Origin of the sequence: Exiguobacterium sp. UBA1053 (assembly GCF_002316465.1) — a bacterium.
GTDB classification, from domain to species: Bacteria; Bacillota; Bacilli; order Exiguobacteriales; family Exiguobacteriaceae; genus Exiguobacterium_A; species Exiguobacterium_A abrahamii.
In genome coordinates this window covers 1-15,607 of record NZ_DCDO01000012.1, presented here as the reverse complement: position 1 = coordinate 15,607, position 15,607 = coordinate 1, and the positions used below count along the sequence as shown (strand labels likewise).

16 protein-coding genes and 2 riboswitches are annotated in these 15,607 nt (G+C 47.1%); of the genes, 8 read left to right on the top strand and 8 right to left on the bottom strand.

Going from position 1 to position 15,607, the window contains the following annotated elements:
- Nucleotides 1-52 precede the first annotated feature (52 nt).
- A riboswitch (SAM riboswitch) is annotated at nucleotides 53-155 on the bottom strand.
- Nucleotides 156-268: 113 nt separating this feature from the next.
- The 3 genes from B3G15_RS07550 to B3G15_RS07540 all read right to left on the bottom strand — a co-directional run bounded on the left by B3G15_RS07550 (nucleotide 269) and on the right by B3G15_RS07540 (nucleotide 3,112).
- Entirely contained in the window at nucleotides 269-907 is a 639-nt protein-coding gene (locus B3G15_RS07550) for a DUF975 family protein (protein ID WP_050678780.1), read from the bottom strand.
- A 63-nt stretch (nucleotides 908-970) separates the two neighbouring features.
- A complete protein-coding gene (locus B3G15_RS07545) occupies nucleotides 971-2,239 on the bottom strand; it encodes a DUF2325 domain-containing protein (RefSeq protein WP_290719569.1) in 1,269 nt (422 codons plus the stop codon).
- Between the two features lie 87 nt (nucleotides 2,240-2,326).
- Nucleotides 2,327-3,112 carry a DUF817 domain-containing protein gene (locus B3G15_RS07540; protein ID WP_290719566.1) on the bottom strand — a complete coding sequence of 262 codons (786 nt, stop codon included), beginning with the start codon at nucleotides 3,110-3,112 and terminating at the stop codon, nucleotides 2,327-2,329.
- 152 nt (nucleotides 3,113-3,264) lie between these two features.
- On the opposite strand from B3G15_RS07540, the gene B3G15_RS07535 reads away from it, so the two are divergent.
- From B3G15_RS07535 to B3G15_RS07515, 5 genes are all read left to right on the top strand, one after another.
- On the top strand, nucleotides 3,265-3,930 hold the full coding sequence (locus B3G15_RS07535; protein WP_214748852.1) for a YczE/YyaS/YitT family protein: 666 nt from the start codon (nucleotides 3,265-3,267) through the stop codon (nucleotides 3,928-3,930).
- 154 nt (nucleotides 3,931-4,084) lie between these two features.
- Complete coding sequence (locus B3G15_RS07530) at nucleotides 4,085-4,540, top strand: MarR family winged helix-turn-helix transcriptional regulator (RefSeq protein ID WP_023469788.1); 456 nt, start codon at nucleotides 4,085-4,087, stop codon at nucleotides 4,538-4,540.
- A gap of 1 nt (nucleotide 4,541) precedes the next feature.
- Complete coding sequence (locus B3G15_RS07525; protein WP_023469789.1) at nucleotides 4,542-5,177, top strand: nitroreductase family protein; 636 nt, start codon at nucleotides 4,542-4,544, stop codon at nucleotides 5,175-5,177.
- 49 nt (nucleotides 5,178-5,226) lie between these two features.
- Nucleotides 5,227-5,862: a nitroreductase family protein gene (locus B3G15_RS07520; RefSeq protein WP_023469790.1), complete on the top strand. Its 636-nt coding sequence runs from the start codon at nucleotides 5,227-5,229 to the stop codon at nucleotides 5,860-5,862.
- Between the two features lie 76 nt (nucleotides 5,863-5,938).
- Nucleotides 5,939-7,255, top strand: coding sequence for an NAD(P)/FAD-dependent oxidoreductase (locus tag B3G15_RS07515; RefSeq protein ID WP_290719558.1), 1,317 nt, complete (start codon nucleotides 5,939-5,941; stop codon nucleotides 7,253-7,255).
- Nucleotides 7,256-7,276: 21 nt separating this feature from the next.
- Here B3G15_RS07515 and B3G15_RS07510 read toward each other — a convergent pair whose 3' ends face one another.
- The 5 genes from B3G15_RS07510 to B3G15_RS07490 form a co-directional block, all read right to left on the bottom strand.
- On the bottom strand, nucleotides 7,277-8,713 hold the full coding sequence (locus tag B3G15_RS07510) for a DEAD/DEAH box helicase (RefSeq protein WP_290719555.1): 1,437 nt from the start codon (nucleotides 8,711-8,713) through the stop codon (nucleotides 7,277-7,279).
- Nucleotides 8,714-8,776: 63 nt separating this feature from the next.
- Complete coding sequence (gene rlmN, locus B3G15_RS07505) at nucleotides 8,777-9,850, bottom strand: 23S rRNA (adenine(2503)-C(2))-methyltransferase RlmN (protein ID WP_023469793.1); 1,074 nt, start codon at nucleotides 9,848-9,850, stop codon at nucleotides 8,777-8,779.
- Between the two features lie 124 nt (nucleotides 9,851-9,974).
- Nucleotides 9,975-10,781 carry an ABC transporter permease subunit gene (locus tag B3G15_RS07500; RefSeq protein ID WP_064300737.1) on the bottom strand — a complete coding sequence of 269 codons (807 nt, stop codon included), beginning with the start codon at nucleotides 10,779-10,781 and terminating at the stop codon, nucleotides 9,975-9,977.
- Complete coding sequence (locus tag B3G15_RS07495) at nucleotides 10,778-11,659, bottom strand: ABC transporter ATP-binding protein (protein WP_064300738.1); 882 nt, start codon at nucleotides 11,657-11,659, stop codon at nucleotides 10,778-10,780. The genes B3G15_RS07500 and B3G15_RS07495 overlap by 4 nt, the downstream gene beginning before the upstream one ends.
- 12 nt (nucleotides 11,660-11,671) lie before the next feature.
- Nucleotides 11,672-12,331, bottom strand: a complete 660-nt coding sequence (locus B3G15_RS07490; protein WP_290719548.1) for a methyltransferase — start codon at nucleotides 12,329-12,331, stop codon at nucleotides 11,672-11,674.
- An 89-nt stretch (nucleotides 12,332-12,420) separates the two neighbouring features.
- Here B3G15_RS07490 and B3G15_RS07485 point away from each other — a divergent pair, with 89 nt between their 5' ends.
- The 3 genes from B3G15_RS07485 (at nucleotide 12,421) to B3G15_RS07475 (ending at nucleotide 15,569) form a co-directional block, all read left to right on the top strand.
- The gene (locus B3G15_RS07485; RefSeq protein ID WP_023469797.1) at nucleotides 12,421-12,741 is read left to right on the top strand and encodes a heme oxygenase; all 321 of its coding nucleotides are present in this window, start codon (nucleotides 12,421-12,423) and stop codon (nucleotides 12,739-12,741) included.
- Between the two features lie 124 nt (nucleotides 12,742-12,865).
- On the top strand, nucleotides 12,866-13,603 hold the full coding sequence (locus B3G15_RS07480; protein ID WP_064300741.1) for a hypothetical protein: 738 nt from the start codon (nucleotides 12,866-12,868) through the stop codon (nucleotides 13,601-13,603).
- A gap of 92 nt (nucleotides 13,604-13,695) precedes the next feature.
- Nucleotides 13,696-13,874: riboswitch (Lysine riboswitch) on the top strand.
- A gap of 111 nt (nucleotides 13,875-13,985) precedes the next feature.
- Nucleotides 13,986-15,569 carry a Na+/H+ antiporter NhaC family protein gene (locus B3G15_RS07475; protein WP_290719541.1) on the top strand — a complete coding sequence of 528 codons (1,584 nt, stop codon included), beginning with the start codon at nucleotides 13,986-13,988 and terminating at the stop codon, nucleotides 15,567-15,569.
- Nucleotides 15,570-15,607: the final 38 nt, after the last annotated feature.

The following is a 15,607-nucleotide window of genomic DNA, read 5'->3' as shown; positions in this document are numbered from 1 at the left end:
AAAAACGCTCTTTTCGAAGTTCGAAAAGAGCGACGGTATCTTGTCCTGTCCGCTCTTATCTTCGGAAGGTATCCCTTCCTGGAAGTAGCACCTTCCGCCACGGCGGGGTTGCTGAAGTGTCTTCGGGCCAGTCCCTCGACTTCTCTAGATAAGATGTGTTGCATTCATCGTACAAAATTCACTGAACTAAAGCAACCATTAAACCGTCTTTTCCAATCGGAATTATTTCGCGCATAAAAAAATCCCGACATCGTGTCGGGATTCGGGATTAATATGGTGCGACGAAATCTGATGTTGGCTCTGGCGCCTGTTCACCACGAACACGATCATAGAATTTTGCCATCGTGACGCTGAAGTATGGTCCAACCCATAAGACAGCAAGACCAAGTGTAACAATCACAAGTAATGCCCAACCAATGAATGATAGGAAGAGTAAGAATGCTTCCATTTTATGACCATCCATGAGTTGACGTGAACGCGTGATCGCCTCGAGAATACCGACTGAAGGTTCATCTCGAAGGATGTAGAACGTCAACAAGTAAGAGAACGACTTGATGATCCCTGGAATGATCAAGAGTAAGGTCCATAGGAATAAGAAGACCGCTTGCACAATCGACACGCCGATGACTTTACCGAAGATTTTATACGGTTCGAACAAATCAGCTACTTTGACTTCTTCATTGCGTGCGAACGACATCGCGACCCATGTCCAACCCGCTGCAATTGGGATCAATAAAATCGAAAGAATGATACTGACCGCACTCATCGCATTTAGATCTTCGTTAGGATCTGGTCCGATGAACGTCGGAACGCTCTGGATGATAGAAAAAAGTACGAACATGAGGATGGCAAATCCCCAACGACCGCTGAGCGACTCCTTCGCTGCTTTTTTTAATTGAGATGACATGAGTAAGGTCCTCCTTGAAAAATAAGTTCTCACCTTACTTTACGGTCGAATTCTTCTAATGTTTCACTCTTTTTTCAATAATTTCCCGTCTCGTTGCTGGTTGAGCCAGGCACGCTCAAGCTGTCGTTCACACGCCGTGTATAACGAGCGTCGACCGTCGAGCCGTTCCATCGCGAATGGAATACCATGCTTTTTCGCCTGCGCGATGACATGTGCACTCGCTGCATGAGAAACGCGACTCGTTACGACGACGATCGCGTCCGTCTTTTTGGCGAGACAGGCAATCTTTTTCGCGGACTGTGCGTCCCCTGCCAGATGAAGCAATTCGATCCCCGTCGGCGCAAAGAACTCACGATAGACAGCGGTCTGTTGTTCGTTTCCGACAATGACGAGACGCATTCCTGTGAAGCGCGTGAAATCAAGCGGTGTCTTATCAACGAAATCCATCAATTGTCCGGGTACAGCTGTCGTCACGATCGGTTCAATCGTTCGCTCTTTTGGCATACGGACGCGACGCTGCGCTTTTTTAGCTTTCAGCACCGGTTGTCGTTTCATTTTTCGTGCATACCGATTTGACTTTTTTGTTGTCACAGATGCCTTCACTACCGGTTGCTCTACTTCTGATCGGCGGTTAGATGATGCGTTGACGATCGGCTCTTCATACGTGAACGGATGCTTCCAAGCAATCGTCAGTGTATCCTTCCGTTCCCGCCACATGACGAGATCGACGAGTTGACCTGCTTCTAGTCGGAAATAGCGCATGTCTTCTACCGGAACGACATAATAGAACGATCTGCCCGACTCATCTTGCAGTGGACCATTCACCGTTTCCTCAATGATTCCATGCGCCTTGACGATTGCTTGTTCAAACACGACACGTTCTGGATTCTCTCTCATTCGCTCCGTCGAGACGACGGCTTCGATACGGCATATCGTTTTTTGATCATCCTGACGATCGACACGGACCCGGACTTCCATGCCGTGCTCGAGATTCCAATCGCGGACGTCTCGTTCAGAAATATGACTGCCCGACCATTCTAGTAAAGTACCGCCTTTTAACCCCCGCTGAAACGTATAGGCATAACGTTGCTTGCGTATTGGCTCGATCGGTACTTGTGGTGGAATGACCATAGTCTGTTTCTCTAACTCCATCACTTCATCGATGACCGGTGTTTCTTGAACGTCGCGCGGTGCATAATACGCTGACATCTTGACCCATTCATCGATTCCGTTTACTTCGTCGAGCCAGAGTTGCCAATCTTCATACCGCTCCACAACCGCTAATTTCATCTGTACCAATTCAGTTGCTCGTTCCAACACCTGTTGCATCATCCGTAACCACTTCCTTTGCGTTTTTTTCACTATAGCAACGAAAAAACGCGGAAGTAGTCCAAAAAAATAACCAGGTTATTTTTTTGTTTAGGTACGTTGCTGAATTTCCACAGCCGGATCCTGACGCTTATATTTCGCGACGATGACGATCAAAACCGTGATGATCACAAGCAGGAACCAAGAAGATAATTTTCCAAGATCAACGACTGCCCAGCCTCCTTCTTGATGCGGATAGACCCAGCCTTTAAAAAACGTCACGATATTCTCTGCGATCCAAATGAAAAAGGCGATCAGTAAAAAGGACAGGACGAGCGGCATCCGATAAATCGTCTGCTCGATCGTAAAATGAACCCATGACTTATAGAAGACGAGGACGACGAGAACCATCAATAGCCAGCGTGCATCGAAGATCCAGTGGTGGGTGAAGAAGTTGAGATAGACGAGACTACCGACGCTGATCGCAAACCACGGGGGAGGAAATGCTATGAATCGTAAATGAAATCGCCGAAAAGCCTGGCAGACATAACTCGCGACGCTTGCGTACATGAATCCTGCATACAATGGAACACCAGCCACTTTCGTCAAAGCTTCTTCCGGATAACTCCAAGACCCGACGTTCACTTTGAACAGTTCAAGTGCTAGACCGATGACGTGAAACAATAAGATCAGTTTGAATTCCTCCATCGTTTCATAACGTGTGACGAGTAAGACGATTTGGACGAGAATACACCATAGCAACAAGAGATCATATCGAGCAACCGTTTCAGTAGGAAGATAACGTGAAAGAGCAAGCGCTGCGAAAATCATCACGGGAAAGACGCAACAGATGGCTTCTATATATGTAAAACGAATCAGGTGCCGGATCGCTTTCATTCGGTCATCTCCTTTTTTCTTCAGTATACGGGTCTCAATCCTCCTTCCCCTCCTTCTTAAGATGGAAAAAACGGAAAATTTCGTCTTTCTTCTTCCACTTTCCTCATGATACAGTTAACGAATCAATTATTTTAAGAAATGAGGTGCCAGACATGACGCGTCATCGCGCTTCCTGGTTGTTACGCGCTACGTTAAAGTGGGGACTCTTCCTGCTTGGTTTATTTTTACTCGCTCTTGGCTCATCGATGATGATCACGGCTGAACTCGGTGTCTCGACGTGGGATGTATTGCATCTTGGTCTCCAAAAGAAGACGCCACTATCCGTCGGAACGATCATCTTACTTGTTGGTCTATTACTCGTTTTCGTTAAGTACGCATTAGACCGCGTCACACCGCAAATCGGAACGCTCGTCAACGCGATTTTCGTTGGTGTCTTCATGAATCTTGTGCTTGGTTCTCATCTCTTACCCTCTTTTGAATCGATCTGGTTGAATACGCTCTGGCTGATTTTCGGTATCTTCATCATTGGGATGGGCGCTGGTCTGTATGTCGCTGTCGGATACGGGGCTGGTCCACGTGATGGGTTAACGCTGACACTTGCAGAGCGATTTGGAACGTCGATTCGTCTGATGCGGACGATCATGGAGGTCACGGCATGCGGCATTGGCTGGTTGCTCGGTGGTCCTGTTTTCTTCGGTACAATCCTCTCGATTTTCTTAATCGGACCATTCCTACAATTTTGGTTGTTCTATTTCCGTCGGATCATTGCAGCGATCGATGCAAAAGGAATTCCAGCGTCTAAACGCCAAATTAGCTAAGTCGCCTGACTCGATATCATTCTGCGTGAATGATATCTTTTTTTATGTCAGAAGCAGATAAGTTGCGCCATCAAAATAAACACGTTATATTCGTTTACATATCAATCTTTGATACGTCAAAGGTTTCTTCGAACGAAGGGAAGGATGTGATGGATTGAGTATTTCCTGCACCGAAAAAGGACGTTTGATCTATGCACTCGTCTCCGTCAATAAGACGATTGCTCAAAAATTCGATCTCTGTACGGATGGTTTTAGTCAGACGCGAATGGACCTACTTGCTCAACTACAAGTCGATCAAACGATCAGTCAAAAAGAATTGCAAAAACGCGTCAATGTCGATCACGCGGCGGTGACCCGTCACCTCAAACACCTGGAATCGACAGGGATGATTGCTCGCGAGCGTTCAGCCGCTGACAATCGGGTGATTCTTGTTTCCTTAACGGAACAAGGGGCGACGCGCATTGCACGATTACGCGAACAAAAAGATGAGTTCCTCGAGAACCTACTCGAAGGATTCTCTGCTGAAGAACAACGGACGTTAGCTGAGATGATTCAACGCATCGAAGCGAACGCCGACACGTTACCTAAATTAAAAGAGGAGTCGATTTAATATGGCAACGCAAACTCAAACAGACTTCATGGAAATCGTCAAAGGACGCCGTTCGATCCGTAACTACGATACAGACGTGAAGATCTCAAAAGAAGAAATGACACAAATTCTTGAAGAAGCAACACTCGCACCTTCTTCTGTCAACATGCAACCATGGCGTTTCCTCGTCATCGATAGCGAAGAAGGCAAAGCAACACTTGCACCACTCGCGAAATTCAACCAAGTCCAAGTCGAGACATCTTCTGCTGTCATCGCCGTCTTCGGTGACATGAACGCTGTTGATCAACTCGAGAACATCTACGATACAGCTGTCGCAAAAGGGCTCATGCCACAAGAAGTACGCGATCGCCAAGTACCAGCGATCCAAGGGATGTACAGCAGCGTATCAGCAAACGACTTGAAAGACAGCATCTTGATTGACTCGGGTCTCGTCTCGATGCAATTGATGCTCGTCGCTCGTGCACACGGTTATGATACAAACCCAATCGGTGGTTACGAGAAAGATCAAATCGCGGAAGCATTCGGTCTTGAAAAAGATCGTTATGTACCGGTCATGTTGCTATCGATCGGTAAAGCGGTGGACGCTGGATATCCATCAGTTCGCCTACCAATCAACGACATCGCAGACTGGAAATAAGTTTTTTACACTATAAAAAAAGAAAACACACAAGGGAGATTGAATAATTATGACTACTCAAACAACAACGGACTTCATGGAAATCGTCAAAGGACGCCGCTCGATTCGTAACTACGACACGAACGTAAAAATTTCAAAAGAAGAAATGACACAAATCCTCGAAGAAGCAACACTTGCACCTTCTTCAGTTAACATGCAACCATGGCGTTTCCTCGTCATCGATAGCGAAGAAGGTAAAGCGACACTCGCACCACTCGCAAAATTCAACCAAGTTCAAGTCGAGACATCTTCTGCTGTCATCGCTGTCTTCGGTGACATGAACGCGGTCGATAGCATCGAGACAATCTACGACATGGCTGTTGAAAAAGGTCTTATGCCACAAGAAGTACGTGATCGCCAAGTACCAGCCATCAAAGGTTTCTACCGTCCAGAAGACGTTGAAACATTACGTGATAGCATCTTGATTGACTCAGGTCTCGTTTCGATGCAATTGATGCTCGTTGCTCGTGCACACGGTTACGATACAAACCCAATCGGTGGTTACGAAAAAGACCAAATCGCAGAAGCATTCGGTCTTGAAAAAGAACGTTATCTTCCAGTCATGCTGCTTTCAATCGGTAAAGCAGTCGACGCAGGATACCCATCAGTTCGTCTACCAATCGCTGACATCGCAGAGTGGAAATAAGCGATCTCACCTAGTCCGGATTCCTTTCACAGGAATCCGGCTTTTTTGTATACTCAAAGAAAAGGAGGCGTCTGTGATGTATGATGTGACGATTATCGGAGCCGGTGTGGCAGGAATTTTCCTCGCCCATCAGCTTGTTGAAGACGGACAACGCGTCCTACTGCTCGATGCCGGAAAACCGATTCGCGAACGAACAGCAGAAGATGCGTATCTTGGATTCGCAGGGCTTGGCAAATCAGAAGGAAAGTTCAATTATGCGACGGGATTCGGCGGGGAACTCGTCTCAAAAATCGGTGAAGAGACGACACGACGACTGTTCCAAAAAGTCGATGATCTCTTATGTACATATGGTGGAGGTACAGTTGAGACCTATTCCACGCATTCCCCTACTGTAGCGTCTCGTGCCCGTCGCGCCGGTCTACATTCGGTCGAGACGACCGTCCGTCATTTAGGCACAGTACGGACAGCTGCTGTCTTCACGGCGTTTGAGGACGCCTTATTACCGCGTCTCGATGCCCGATTCGAAACGACAATCGAGCAGATCACGAAGTCGAAGTCGTTTACGATCAAAACAGCGGACGAGACCTTCGTCAGTCAACGGATCGTGTTCGCGACGGGTCGTTCTGGTGCAGACTTTACGTTGCACCAGTTAGCGACGCTTGGTATCACCCCACAGCGGACCCGACTCGATCTCGGGGTGCGAATTGAGACGGATGAGGTACTATTTCGGACATTGTTACAGGAGACGTTCGAGACGAAGCTCGGTTACGACTCGCCTTACGGTCAAGCCGTCACCTATTGCATGAATCCGCGTGGACGGATCATCCGCAAATATCAAGAAGGACTCGTCATGCCGGACGGTCAAAATGTCCACGAGACAGCAGACGGCTCGACAAATCTGAACTTCACGCTATTTCTCCCGCGGTATTTTTCAACACTAGCGAAAGCGAATGCGTATGCCGCACGCATCATTGGCGGAATCAACCAAGGTGGTGATCGCATTCTCGTTCAGCGACTCAGTGATTTCCGAGCATCGCGAGCGACGGCACACGATCGATTGAGTCGTAACACCATTGTCCCTTCCCTAACCGCGTCTCCCGGTAATTTGCATGCAGAAATGCCTGCAGAAGACCTGCTCGTCTTAGAAGGGTTTTTAGAACGCCTTGAGCAACTCCTTGAAGTGGAACTTCCGGGAGATACGTTGCTTTATGGACTAGATGGCAAGTTTTACGCACCGATGCTTGAGACGTCAGAGACGTTTGAGACGACATGTCCTGGTGTCTATGCGATCGGTGATTGTTCCGGTGCTACACACTCGCTTGCCCAAGCAGCCGCAAGCGGACTCCATCTTGGACATGCCTTGACGCAAAACAGCCGGTCCCTCTTCGCTTAAGCGGAGAATGACCGGCTTGTCTTATTTCTTGAATGCTTCGTACACTTTCAATTGTTTCCCTTTGACCTTCGTCGTCTTCATCGCCCGGAGGACAAGCGGACCTTTCCCGTTGAGGATATCGACATACGTCAACGTATCCTGAATCGAGATGATGCCGATGTCGTCTGCTGTGACGCCTTCAATCTTCGCAATCGTTCCAACGAAGTCGACGGCACGGAGTTTTTTCTTTTTCCCGCCGTTAAAGAACAATTTCATGATGTCCGCATCAAGCTGTTCCGTTTTCGAAGAACGCGTATCTTCCGTCGCCATCTTCTCTTCGAATGCATCCGCTGTTCGCATCAAGTCCTTTTCCGACGGTGCTTGGCGACGTGTCAGTTTCCCGTGATACTGCTCGATTTCCTTCAGGCGACGTTCGTCTGCCGGTGTGACGAGACTGATTGCTTGTCCTGCTGCTCCTGCCCGCCCCGTTCGACCGGTCCGGTGAACATAGCTTTCTCGTTCGACAGGGAGATCATACTGGATGACATGCGTGATGTTCTCGATATCGATGCCGCGTGCCGCGACATCTGTTGCAACGAGAATCCGGAACTTCCCGGCACGGAAGGCTTTCATCGCATCGAGTCGATCGTCTTGTTCCATCCCACCATGGATCGCTTCAACCGGATAGTCATGTGCGCGTAGACCATTCGCGACGAAATCAACGTGTTCTTTCGTCCGACAGAAGATCATGCAACGATCCGGGTTTTCAGCGACCAGGACATCTTTTAAAATGGCAAACTTCGTCTTATCCGTCACCGGAATATAGCTATGCGTAATCGTTGAGACGACGGTTTCACCCACTTCGATCCGTTTTGGTGCCTCCATGTAACGGTCACTCAACTGTTCGATGTCTTCTGGGAAGGTCGCAGAGAACAATAGTGTCATCCGCTCCTTCGGTAACTCAGACAAGATGGCATCGACTTGATCGAGGAAGCCCATGTTCAGCATTTCGTCCGCTTCATCTAAAACGACGTAACGGACTTTCTCAAGCGATAACGTGCCCCGCTCGATATGATCGCGTACGCGTCCCGGTGTTCCGACGACGACGTGTGTCTTTTGCTTGAGCTCCGTGACTTGCCCGCGGAACGGTTGCTTGCCGAAGACAGCTGTCGCTTTGATCCGCTTATAACGTCCGATGTTCATGATATCTTCTTTGACCTGCAAGGCGAGCTCACGTGTTGGCGTCAAGACTAAGACTTGTGGTTTGTTTTCTTCCCACTCGACGAGTTCACAAAGTGGAATCGCAAAGGATGCCGTCTTTCCGCTTCCCGTCCGTGATTTGACGATGACATCTTTTCCAGATAGTACGACCGGAATGACGGATTGCTGGACTTCGGTTGGTGTCGTATAACCGAGTTGCTCGATCGAATCGAGAATCGGTGTGCTTAAGTTAAAATCATTGAATCGTGTACGTGTCATAGAATGTCCTCATTTCTTATCGTAAAAAAAGCTTCCCACCGAAACGATGAGAAGCCCAACGAATTATTTGGATGCTACTTTATCTTTTTTGATTTGCTTACTACGTAATTGACCACATGCCGCATCGATGTCTGTTCCGTGCTCGAGACGAACACCACAGTTCAAGCCGTTCTTTTTCAACGTATCGTAGAACGTCGTGATATCTTCAGACGTACTGCGCTGATATTGACCGTGCTCATCGACTGGGTTGTACGGAATCAAGTTGACATACGTCAGGTGACGTTTGTCTTCGAACAGTTTTGCGAGTTCGACTGCGTGTTCTTTTTGGTCGTTGACGCCACGAAGCAAGATGTACTCGATCGTGATTTTACGATTCGTCGTTTGAACGTAATAATCGATCGCTGGCATCAATTTCTCAAGCGGGATCGCCCGGTTGATTTTCATGATTTGCGTACGCAATTCATTGTTTGGTGCGTGAAGCGAGATGGCTAAGTTGACTTGGAGTTTCAAGTCAGCGAACTTGTAGATCTTGTCTGCCAAACCACTTGTTGAAACCGTGATGTGACGTGCACCGATCGCAAGACCATTGTGGTCCTTGATGACGTTCAAGAAGTCAACCATGTTGTCGAAGTTATCGAACGGTTCACCGATACCCATGACGACGACGTGGCTGACACGTTCTTCGTTACCGACTGCATCGAGGTGATGTTGAACGTTCATGATCTGCTCAACGATTTCGCCTGCTGACAAGTCGCGGCTCTTCTTGATCAGACCACTTGCACAGAAGCTACAGCCGATGTTACAGCCGACCTGTGTCGTAACACAGACAGAAAGACCGTATTTATGACGCATCAAAACCGTTTCAATCAAGTTGCCATCATATAATTTGAAAAGGAACTTGATTGTTCCGTCTGCTGATTCTTGCTTGACCGCTTCTGTCATCGAGTCAATCGTAAAACTCTGATCTAACAACTCAAGGCAATCCTTGTTGACATTCGTCATTTCCGCGAAAGTCGTGACACGTTTACGGTAGAGCCAATCCCATACTTGTTTGGCACGGAATGGTTTGTGCCCTTGATTCGATAACCATTCTGTCATCTGCTCAAGCGTTAATCCATAAATGGATGGTTTATTCATTTCGAAAGACCTCATTTCTTTTTCCAGAACTACAACATTCCTTTATCTTAGTAAAAATCAGCGCGTGACGCAACGTTCAAATCCTAAATGTTCACTTTCTGTAAAGTTTTTGCGCCACTTTCGATCAAATCGACAGACTCCGACGTCCGAATTGAACAACTGCTCCAGTCAAGAACACAAGACAGAGGACAAGTAAAAGAATGGAATGAAGAAGAAAATGATCCGTTCCTTCTAGTAATTGCGTCGTATTGAATAAGGAGAAGACGGATAGATAACGGAGCCACTCCGTCTTGTCACTTAGTTCCGACAGAATCGTCAAGACGATCGATAGGACAAGCACACTACCAGCAAGCGAAAAAGCACGACGTTCTTCGTCAAATAACGTCGCAACGAATAACGTAAAGGCACCGATCGCGAAGAGTAACAATAGCGCATTGAGTTGAATCCGCCATAAGATGACGTCATTGATCGAAATATCTGTCATCCACCAGTCGGATACCATCAAGACAAGTCCATTCAGTCCTACGAGAACCATACTTGCGATACCCATGACGATCGCAACAGCAAACGTATACGCATTCCGGGTGATCGGGGCTGCGAGATAGACGATCAGCTCTCCATTGTCGATTGGTCGCGCAACGAGTCGCGCTGCTAATGAGAGCAAGAATAGACTCGCAATGACTTGAAAAATCAGTCCATAATAGTTTCCCCCGAGCAGATCCAGTACATTCTCGAACCCTGTCACCTTATCGTATTGAAATGCTTTTAAGACTTCTGGAGGTAACGCTTCTAGTTTTGCTTCTAGTAAACCGGTCTTCATCATCGATGGATAAAGCAACGCAAGCATCAATAAGTAGAGACTCGTTCCAATCGCATAAGCAAGCACGGGCTTTCTAACCTGCTTGAATAAAGAGCGGATCAGCAATATCACGACGATTCCTCCTCTCCATAATAATGCAAGAAGACCTGTTCTAAATCATCTGCTGACGGACGAATCAGCCGTACATCGTACTGCGTTAAATAAGCGATCGCCTGATTCAAGCTCAGCGTCTCATCCGTTTGAAAACTGACTTCTGTCCGCTTCGGTTCAACACCGACTTGCATCGCGAACTGTGCTGCTTCCACCTCCGTTCGGAAGACGATCGTGTACGTCTTTCGACTCGATCGAACCAACTCATGAATATCCGATTCGACGATGATGCGCCCTGTTTTGATTAAAGCCGCTCGATCGCACGATTTTTCCATCTCCGGAAAATGGTGTGAACTCATTAGAATCGCTTTTCCAGCATGCTTCTCCTGTTCGATCCACTCTAAAAAACGCTCTTGCATCAAAGGATCGAGTCCACTGGTCGGCTCATCAAGTAGATAGACGGGTGCATCCTTCATGAAGCAACCGACAAGTGCCAATTTTTGTTTCATCCCTTTTGACATCTTGCGGATTTTCGTCTTCGTCTCAAAAGGAAATCGTTTCAACAACAGTTGTCGCCGTGCCGGATCGCTACCGTGTAGTCGTTGCATCAAATCCAGCATATCTGCTCCCGTCATGTCTCCAGGTAAACTAATCTCCCCTGGCAAATAACCGACCAATTTCTTCACTTCTTTACTTTGATTCCAGCAATCAAAACCACCGATCGTCGCCTTTCCACCATCCGCCGCCAGTAGTCCCATCAAATGTCGGAGTGTCGTTGATTTTCCAGATCCGTTTGGTCCGATGAAACCGAATATCGTACCCGGATCAACTGTAAAACTGACATCGAATATCCCACGCCCCGGCGCAAATTCCTTCGTCACATGCTCCAAACGGATCATCATCCGACCTCCCTATCTTTTATTTCTTTCCTCACTGTATTCATACCCGTTTTGAAGCAGTTTGTTCGGATCAAAGCGATAGATGACGAACCGCTCGTCATGATTTTTTTCATAGAGGTCTCGTAATCGAATCTCATCGATTTGCTCGAATACGGTATGGCGCTCCAAGTACTCCCGATATTCATCGGTCGGGTAATACAAGATGAGATCAACCGAACGCGGGGAACGTTCGACCGAACTTAAAATGTGATCGATCACTTTCATGAAAATTTGTGAAGAGAATGGATTAAAGAAATAAAACTTATTCGCCTCATCCGGAATGGTATACTGCTCGGCATACGTCTGTTCGAATCGCAAACTTCCGGAACGCCGCTTCCGTCGACTTTGGTAGTTCGCCATATTCCGAAGTGCGTCCTCGTAAAATTGTCCGTTCATCTCGATTCCGATGACGGAACAGTCAAAACGATCGTGTAAGTAAAAGTTTAAACGCCCTTTCCCACACCCGAAATCGATGACAGTATCCTCTTTTTGAAACGGATAGGTTTCGCATAATTCGCTGAGTGCCGCATAAGGCGTCGGTTCATAGCGATTGTAGTGACTAAACACACCATAAAGGTGTTGCATCTCAATGGTCTCAATTCGTAATCGTTGATCATATTCCTGTTCATTCATCGTCTTTTGTTCCTTCTTTCCGGCATTCTTTCCCTCATCGTACTATACTGAAGAAGTACGTTACTCGTTTTTTGAAAGGGGATTTTATGATGATCGTCGTTACGAACCGGATTAAAGTCAAAAAAGGGATGGCTGCAGCTCTCGCTCCTCGTTTTACACGTCCAAGTGGACTTGATACGATGGACGGATTCATCCGTGTTGAGGTCTTATTGACGCAAAACATCGAAGAACACGATGAAATGAACGTCAACATGTACTGGGAAGATATGAAGAGTTTTCAAGCGTGGCGGGAGAGTGACGATTTCAAAGCGTCACATAGTCGACCTGCGAGTAGTGAGGCAGGAGAATCGCCAATGCTCGGCAGCGAGATTCTGACATATGAAGTCGCTTCGGTCAAAGAACGCGCATGATGCACGAAAAGGACTCGTATCGAGTCCTTTTTTATATACCTATACACAAATAGTGAAAGGGTCGAATTGTCACAAATGGTATTATTTGTTATCATAGTGCCATTACAGAGAGAGAGGGTCCTTCATGAATTCATTAACTATTTTTGAACAAGCCATTCGTAGCTTACCTGACGATCGTACGTTACGACGTGATGAATTATGGACGGACGATTTTTTATTGCAACAGGAGAACGAGCTGACCGTCTATTACTCTCCGATTGGCGAATATGTCAATACTGAAGCAAAAGTCGTCATCATCGGGATCACACCAGGTTTTGAACAGATGCGAATCGCTTTCGAAGAAGCGACGGATGCCCTCCATCATGGTGTTTCATTAGAAGAGACGGCACGCCTCGTCAAATATACAGCAAGCTTTGCTGGAACGATGCGACGTAATCTCGTCCAGATGCTTGATACACTCGAGCTTCCAGCATTGCTCGGAATCGAGACGACGGCTAGCTTATTTCATCAACATCAGAAATTATTGCATCCAACGTCACTGTTAAAGCAACCCGTCTTTTATCGCGAAAAGAATTACTCGGGTCATCAACCGAAGATCAATCGTAGCCCTTTATTAAGGCACTACGCGGAAGAACACTTCGTCGCTGAGATCAATCAGTTACAAAAACCAGCGTTATTGCTTCCGCTCGGTCGGGTCGTCGAGACGCAAGTCCGTGGATTGATTCATGATGGACGAATCGAACAGCATCAGCTTCTTTCCGGATTCCCCCATCCATCTGGCGCGAACGGTCATCGAAAAAAACAATTCGAGGAAAACCAAGCCTATTTGATGAAACAGCTCATTCAATATTTTGCTGAATAAACAACTTTATCTTAAATTATCAGAATATATGGTTGAATCGCTTCTGAAATACATGATAAAGTGTCCATAAGAACAGAATATGACTATTCTATCGATGAGGTAGAGGCGCGATTTCAATCAGTACTTGGTCCGAGGATGACAACGAAGACGACTACAGGAAAGGTGACATCGCCGAAATGACAGTATGTGTCGAGCATATCGTCGTTGGTCGATTCGGGAAACACCCGATCGATTGCCATACATAACAATTGTATGGAGCGCTCCAATTCGGCTAAGAAAGACGCATCCAGCGAGGGTGTCGGCTTTGTTGCCGGTGCCCTTGCTTTTTTTGTGCCGCGGGGTCTCATCTTTAAGCCATTTATTAAAGAGGAGGATATTTTTCATGATCAACTATTCAGATTCCATTATTGCCCTTGTACCTGCTTTACTAGCTATCTTATTAGCCATTTTTACCCGAAAGGTCGTTCTTTCGTTAGGTGTCGGCATTCTCGTCGGTGCCCTGTTACTTCACCGTTTTAACCCGATCGATACGGTAACCTATCTCGGCAAGAACATCTTCAGCCTCTTTTGGGCGGACGGTGCCTTAAACGAGTGGAATGTCTTATTACTTGTTTTCTTGTTATTGCTCGGCGTCCTTTCCACATTGATTCAGACATCAGGTGGCGCTCGCGCTTTCGGTGAATGGGCTTCTACGCACGTCAAGACAGCGCGTGGTGCACGCTTAGTTGCCTTCGGACTCGGTATCCTAATTTTCATCGATGATTACTTCAATAGTCTCGCTGTCGGCAACGTCAGTCGTCCGTTAACGGATCGCCGTGGTGTCTCACGTGCGAAGCTTGCCTATTTGATTGACTCAACAGCTGCGCCTGTTTGTGTCATCAGTCCGCTTTCGAGTTGGGGCGCATTCATCATCTCTATCATCGCCGGTATCTTAACGACGCACTCGATTACGGATTACTCAGCGTTTAGTGCCTTTATGATGATCGTTCCAATGAACTTCTATGCGATTTTCGCATTACTTTTAACACTTTACATCGCTTACTCTGGCGTCTCTGTTGGACCGATGAAACAGCATGAACGCCGTGCCGCGAATGGTGAACTTTTTGATGCGTCAAAAGGAACACCGATGGGAATGGCAAAAGAGGTCAACGAACATACGAACGGAAAAGTCCGGGATCTCGTCGTTCCGATCGTCGTTCTCGTCATTGCTACGATCAGTGCGTTACTCGGAACAGGTGCTCAGGCACTTGCAGCCGACAACCGCCCGTTTACTTTAATCGGTGCATTTGAGGCAACGGACGTCACCCGTTCCCTCGTCGCAGGTGTCGTCATTAGTTTGATCGTTGCCTTCCTGATGCTTATCGGTCGGAAAATTCCGGGCCGCGATTACCGTGCAAGTATTGTCGCTGGTATGCGTTCGATGTGGCCAGCAGTCGTGATTCTGTTATTCGCTTGGACGATCATCGCTGTCATCGGTGATATGAAAACCGGTGACTATCTCGCGAGCTTCGTCAGCAACTCGATTTCTGCTTCGTACTTGCCATTCTTATTATTCTTGATTGCCGGCTTGATGGCATTCTCAACAGGAACAAGTTGGGGCACATTCGGAATCATGTTGCCAATCGGTGCGGATCTCGTCATGGCTGTTGATGCCTCACTCTTGTTACCGACGCTTGCTGCTGTTCTTGCTGGATCTGTCTTCGGTGACCATTGTTCACCGATTTCCGATACGACAATCCTAAGTTCGACAGGGGCTGGATCCCACCACATCGATCACGTTACGACACAGTTACCGTATGCGCTAGTCGGTGCTGTTACTGCGGCAGTCGGTTATTTAGTCATCGGTTTCACCGAGTCTTCAGTCTTCGGTTTCATCGGAGCCTTAGTTACATTCGTACTCTTTGTCGTCGTTTTGAACGTTCTCTCAAAAAAAGGTGAAACTGCTTCTGATTTACAAACAGATTAATGTAACACTGTACGAGAAAAGGCATTGGATGCGCGCAT

Bases quoted from the DNA above. Each gene is read 5' to 3' on its own strand.
- rlmN (WP_023469793.1), bottom strand. From the start codon at position 9,850: ATGAATAAACCATCCATTTATGGATTAACGCTTGAGCAGATGACAGAA.
- B3G15_RS07495 (WP_064300738.1), bottom strand. From the start codon at position 11,659: ATGATCCGTTTGGAGCATGTGACGAAGGAATTTGCGCCGGGGCGTGGG.
- B3G15_RS07485 (WP_023469797.1), top strand. From the start codon at position 12,421: ATGATCGTCGTTACGAACCGGATTAAAGTCAAAAAAGGGATGGCTGCA.
- B3G15_RS07490 (WP_290719548.1), bottom strand. From the start codon at position 12,331: ATGAATGAACAGGAATATGATCAACGATTACGAATTGAGACCATTGAG.
- B3G15_RS07535 (WP_214748852.1), top strand. From the start codon at position 3,265: ATGACGCGTCATCGCGCTTCCTGGTTGTTACGCGCTACGTTAAAGTGG.
- B3G15_RS07540 (WP_290719566.1), bottom strand. From the start codon at position 3,112: ATGAAAGCGATCCGGCACCTGATTCGTTTTACATATATAGAAGCCATC.
- B3G15_RS07510 (WP_290719555.1), bottom strand. From the start codon at position 8,713: ATGACACGTACACGATTCAATGATTTTAACTTAAGCACACCGATTCTC.
- B3G15_RS07515 (WP_290719558.1), top strand. From the start codon at position 5,939: ATGTATGATGTGACGATTATCGGAGCCGGTGTGGCAGGAATTTTCCTC.
- B3G15_RS07550 (WP_050678780.1), bottom strand. From the start codon at position 907: ATGTCATCTCAATTAAAAAAAGCAGCGAAGGAGTCGCTCAGCGGTCGT.
- B3G15_RS07525 (WP_023469789.1), top strand. From the start codon at position 4,542: ATGGCAACGCAAACTCAAACAGACTTCATGGAAATCGTCAAAGGACGC.
- B3G15_RS07545 (WP_290719569.1), bottom strand. From the start codon at position 2,239: ATGATGCAACAGGTGTTGGAACGAGCAACTGAATTGGTACAGATGAAA.
- B3G15_RS07520 (WP_023469790.1), top strand. From the start codon at position 5,227: ATGACTACTCAAACAACAACGGACTTCATGGAAATCGTCAAAGGACGC.
- B3G15_RS07480 (WP_064300741.1), top strand. From the start codon at position 12,866: ATGAATTCATTAACTATTTTTGAACAAGCCATTCGTAGCTTACCTGAC.
- B3G15_RS07475 (WP_290719541.1), top strand. From the start codon at position 13,986: ATGATCAACTATTCAGATTCCATTATTGCCCTTGTACCTGCTTTACTA.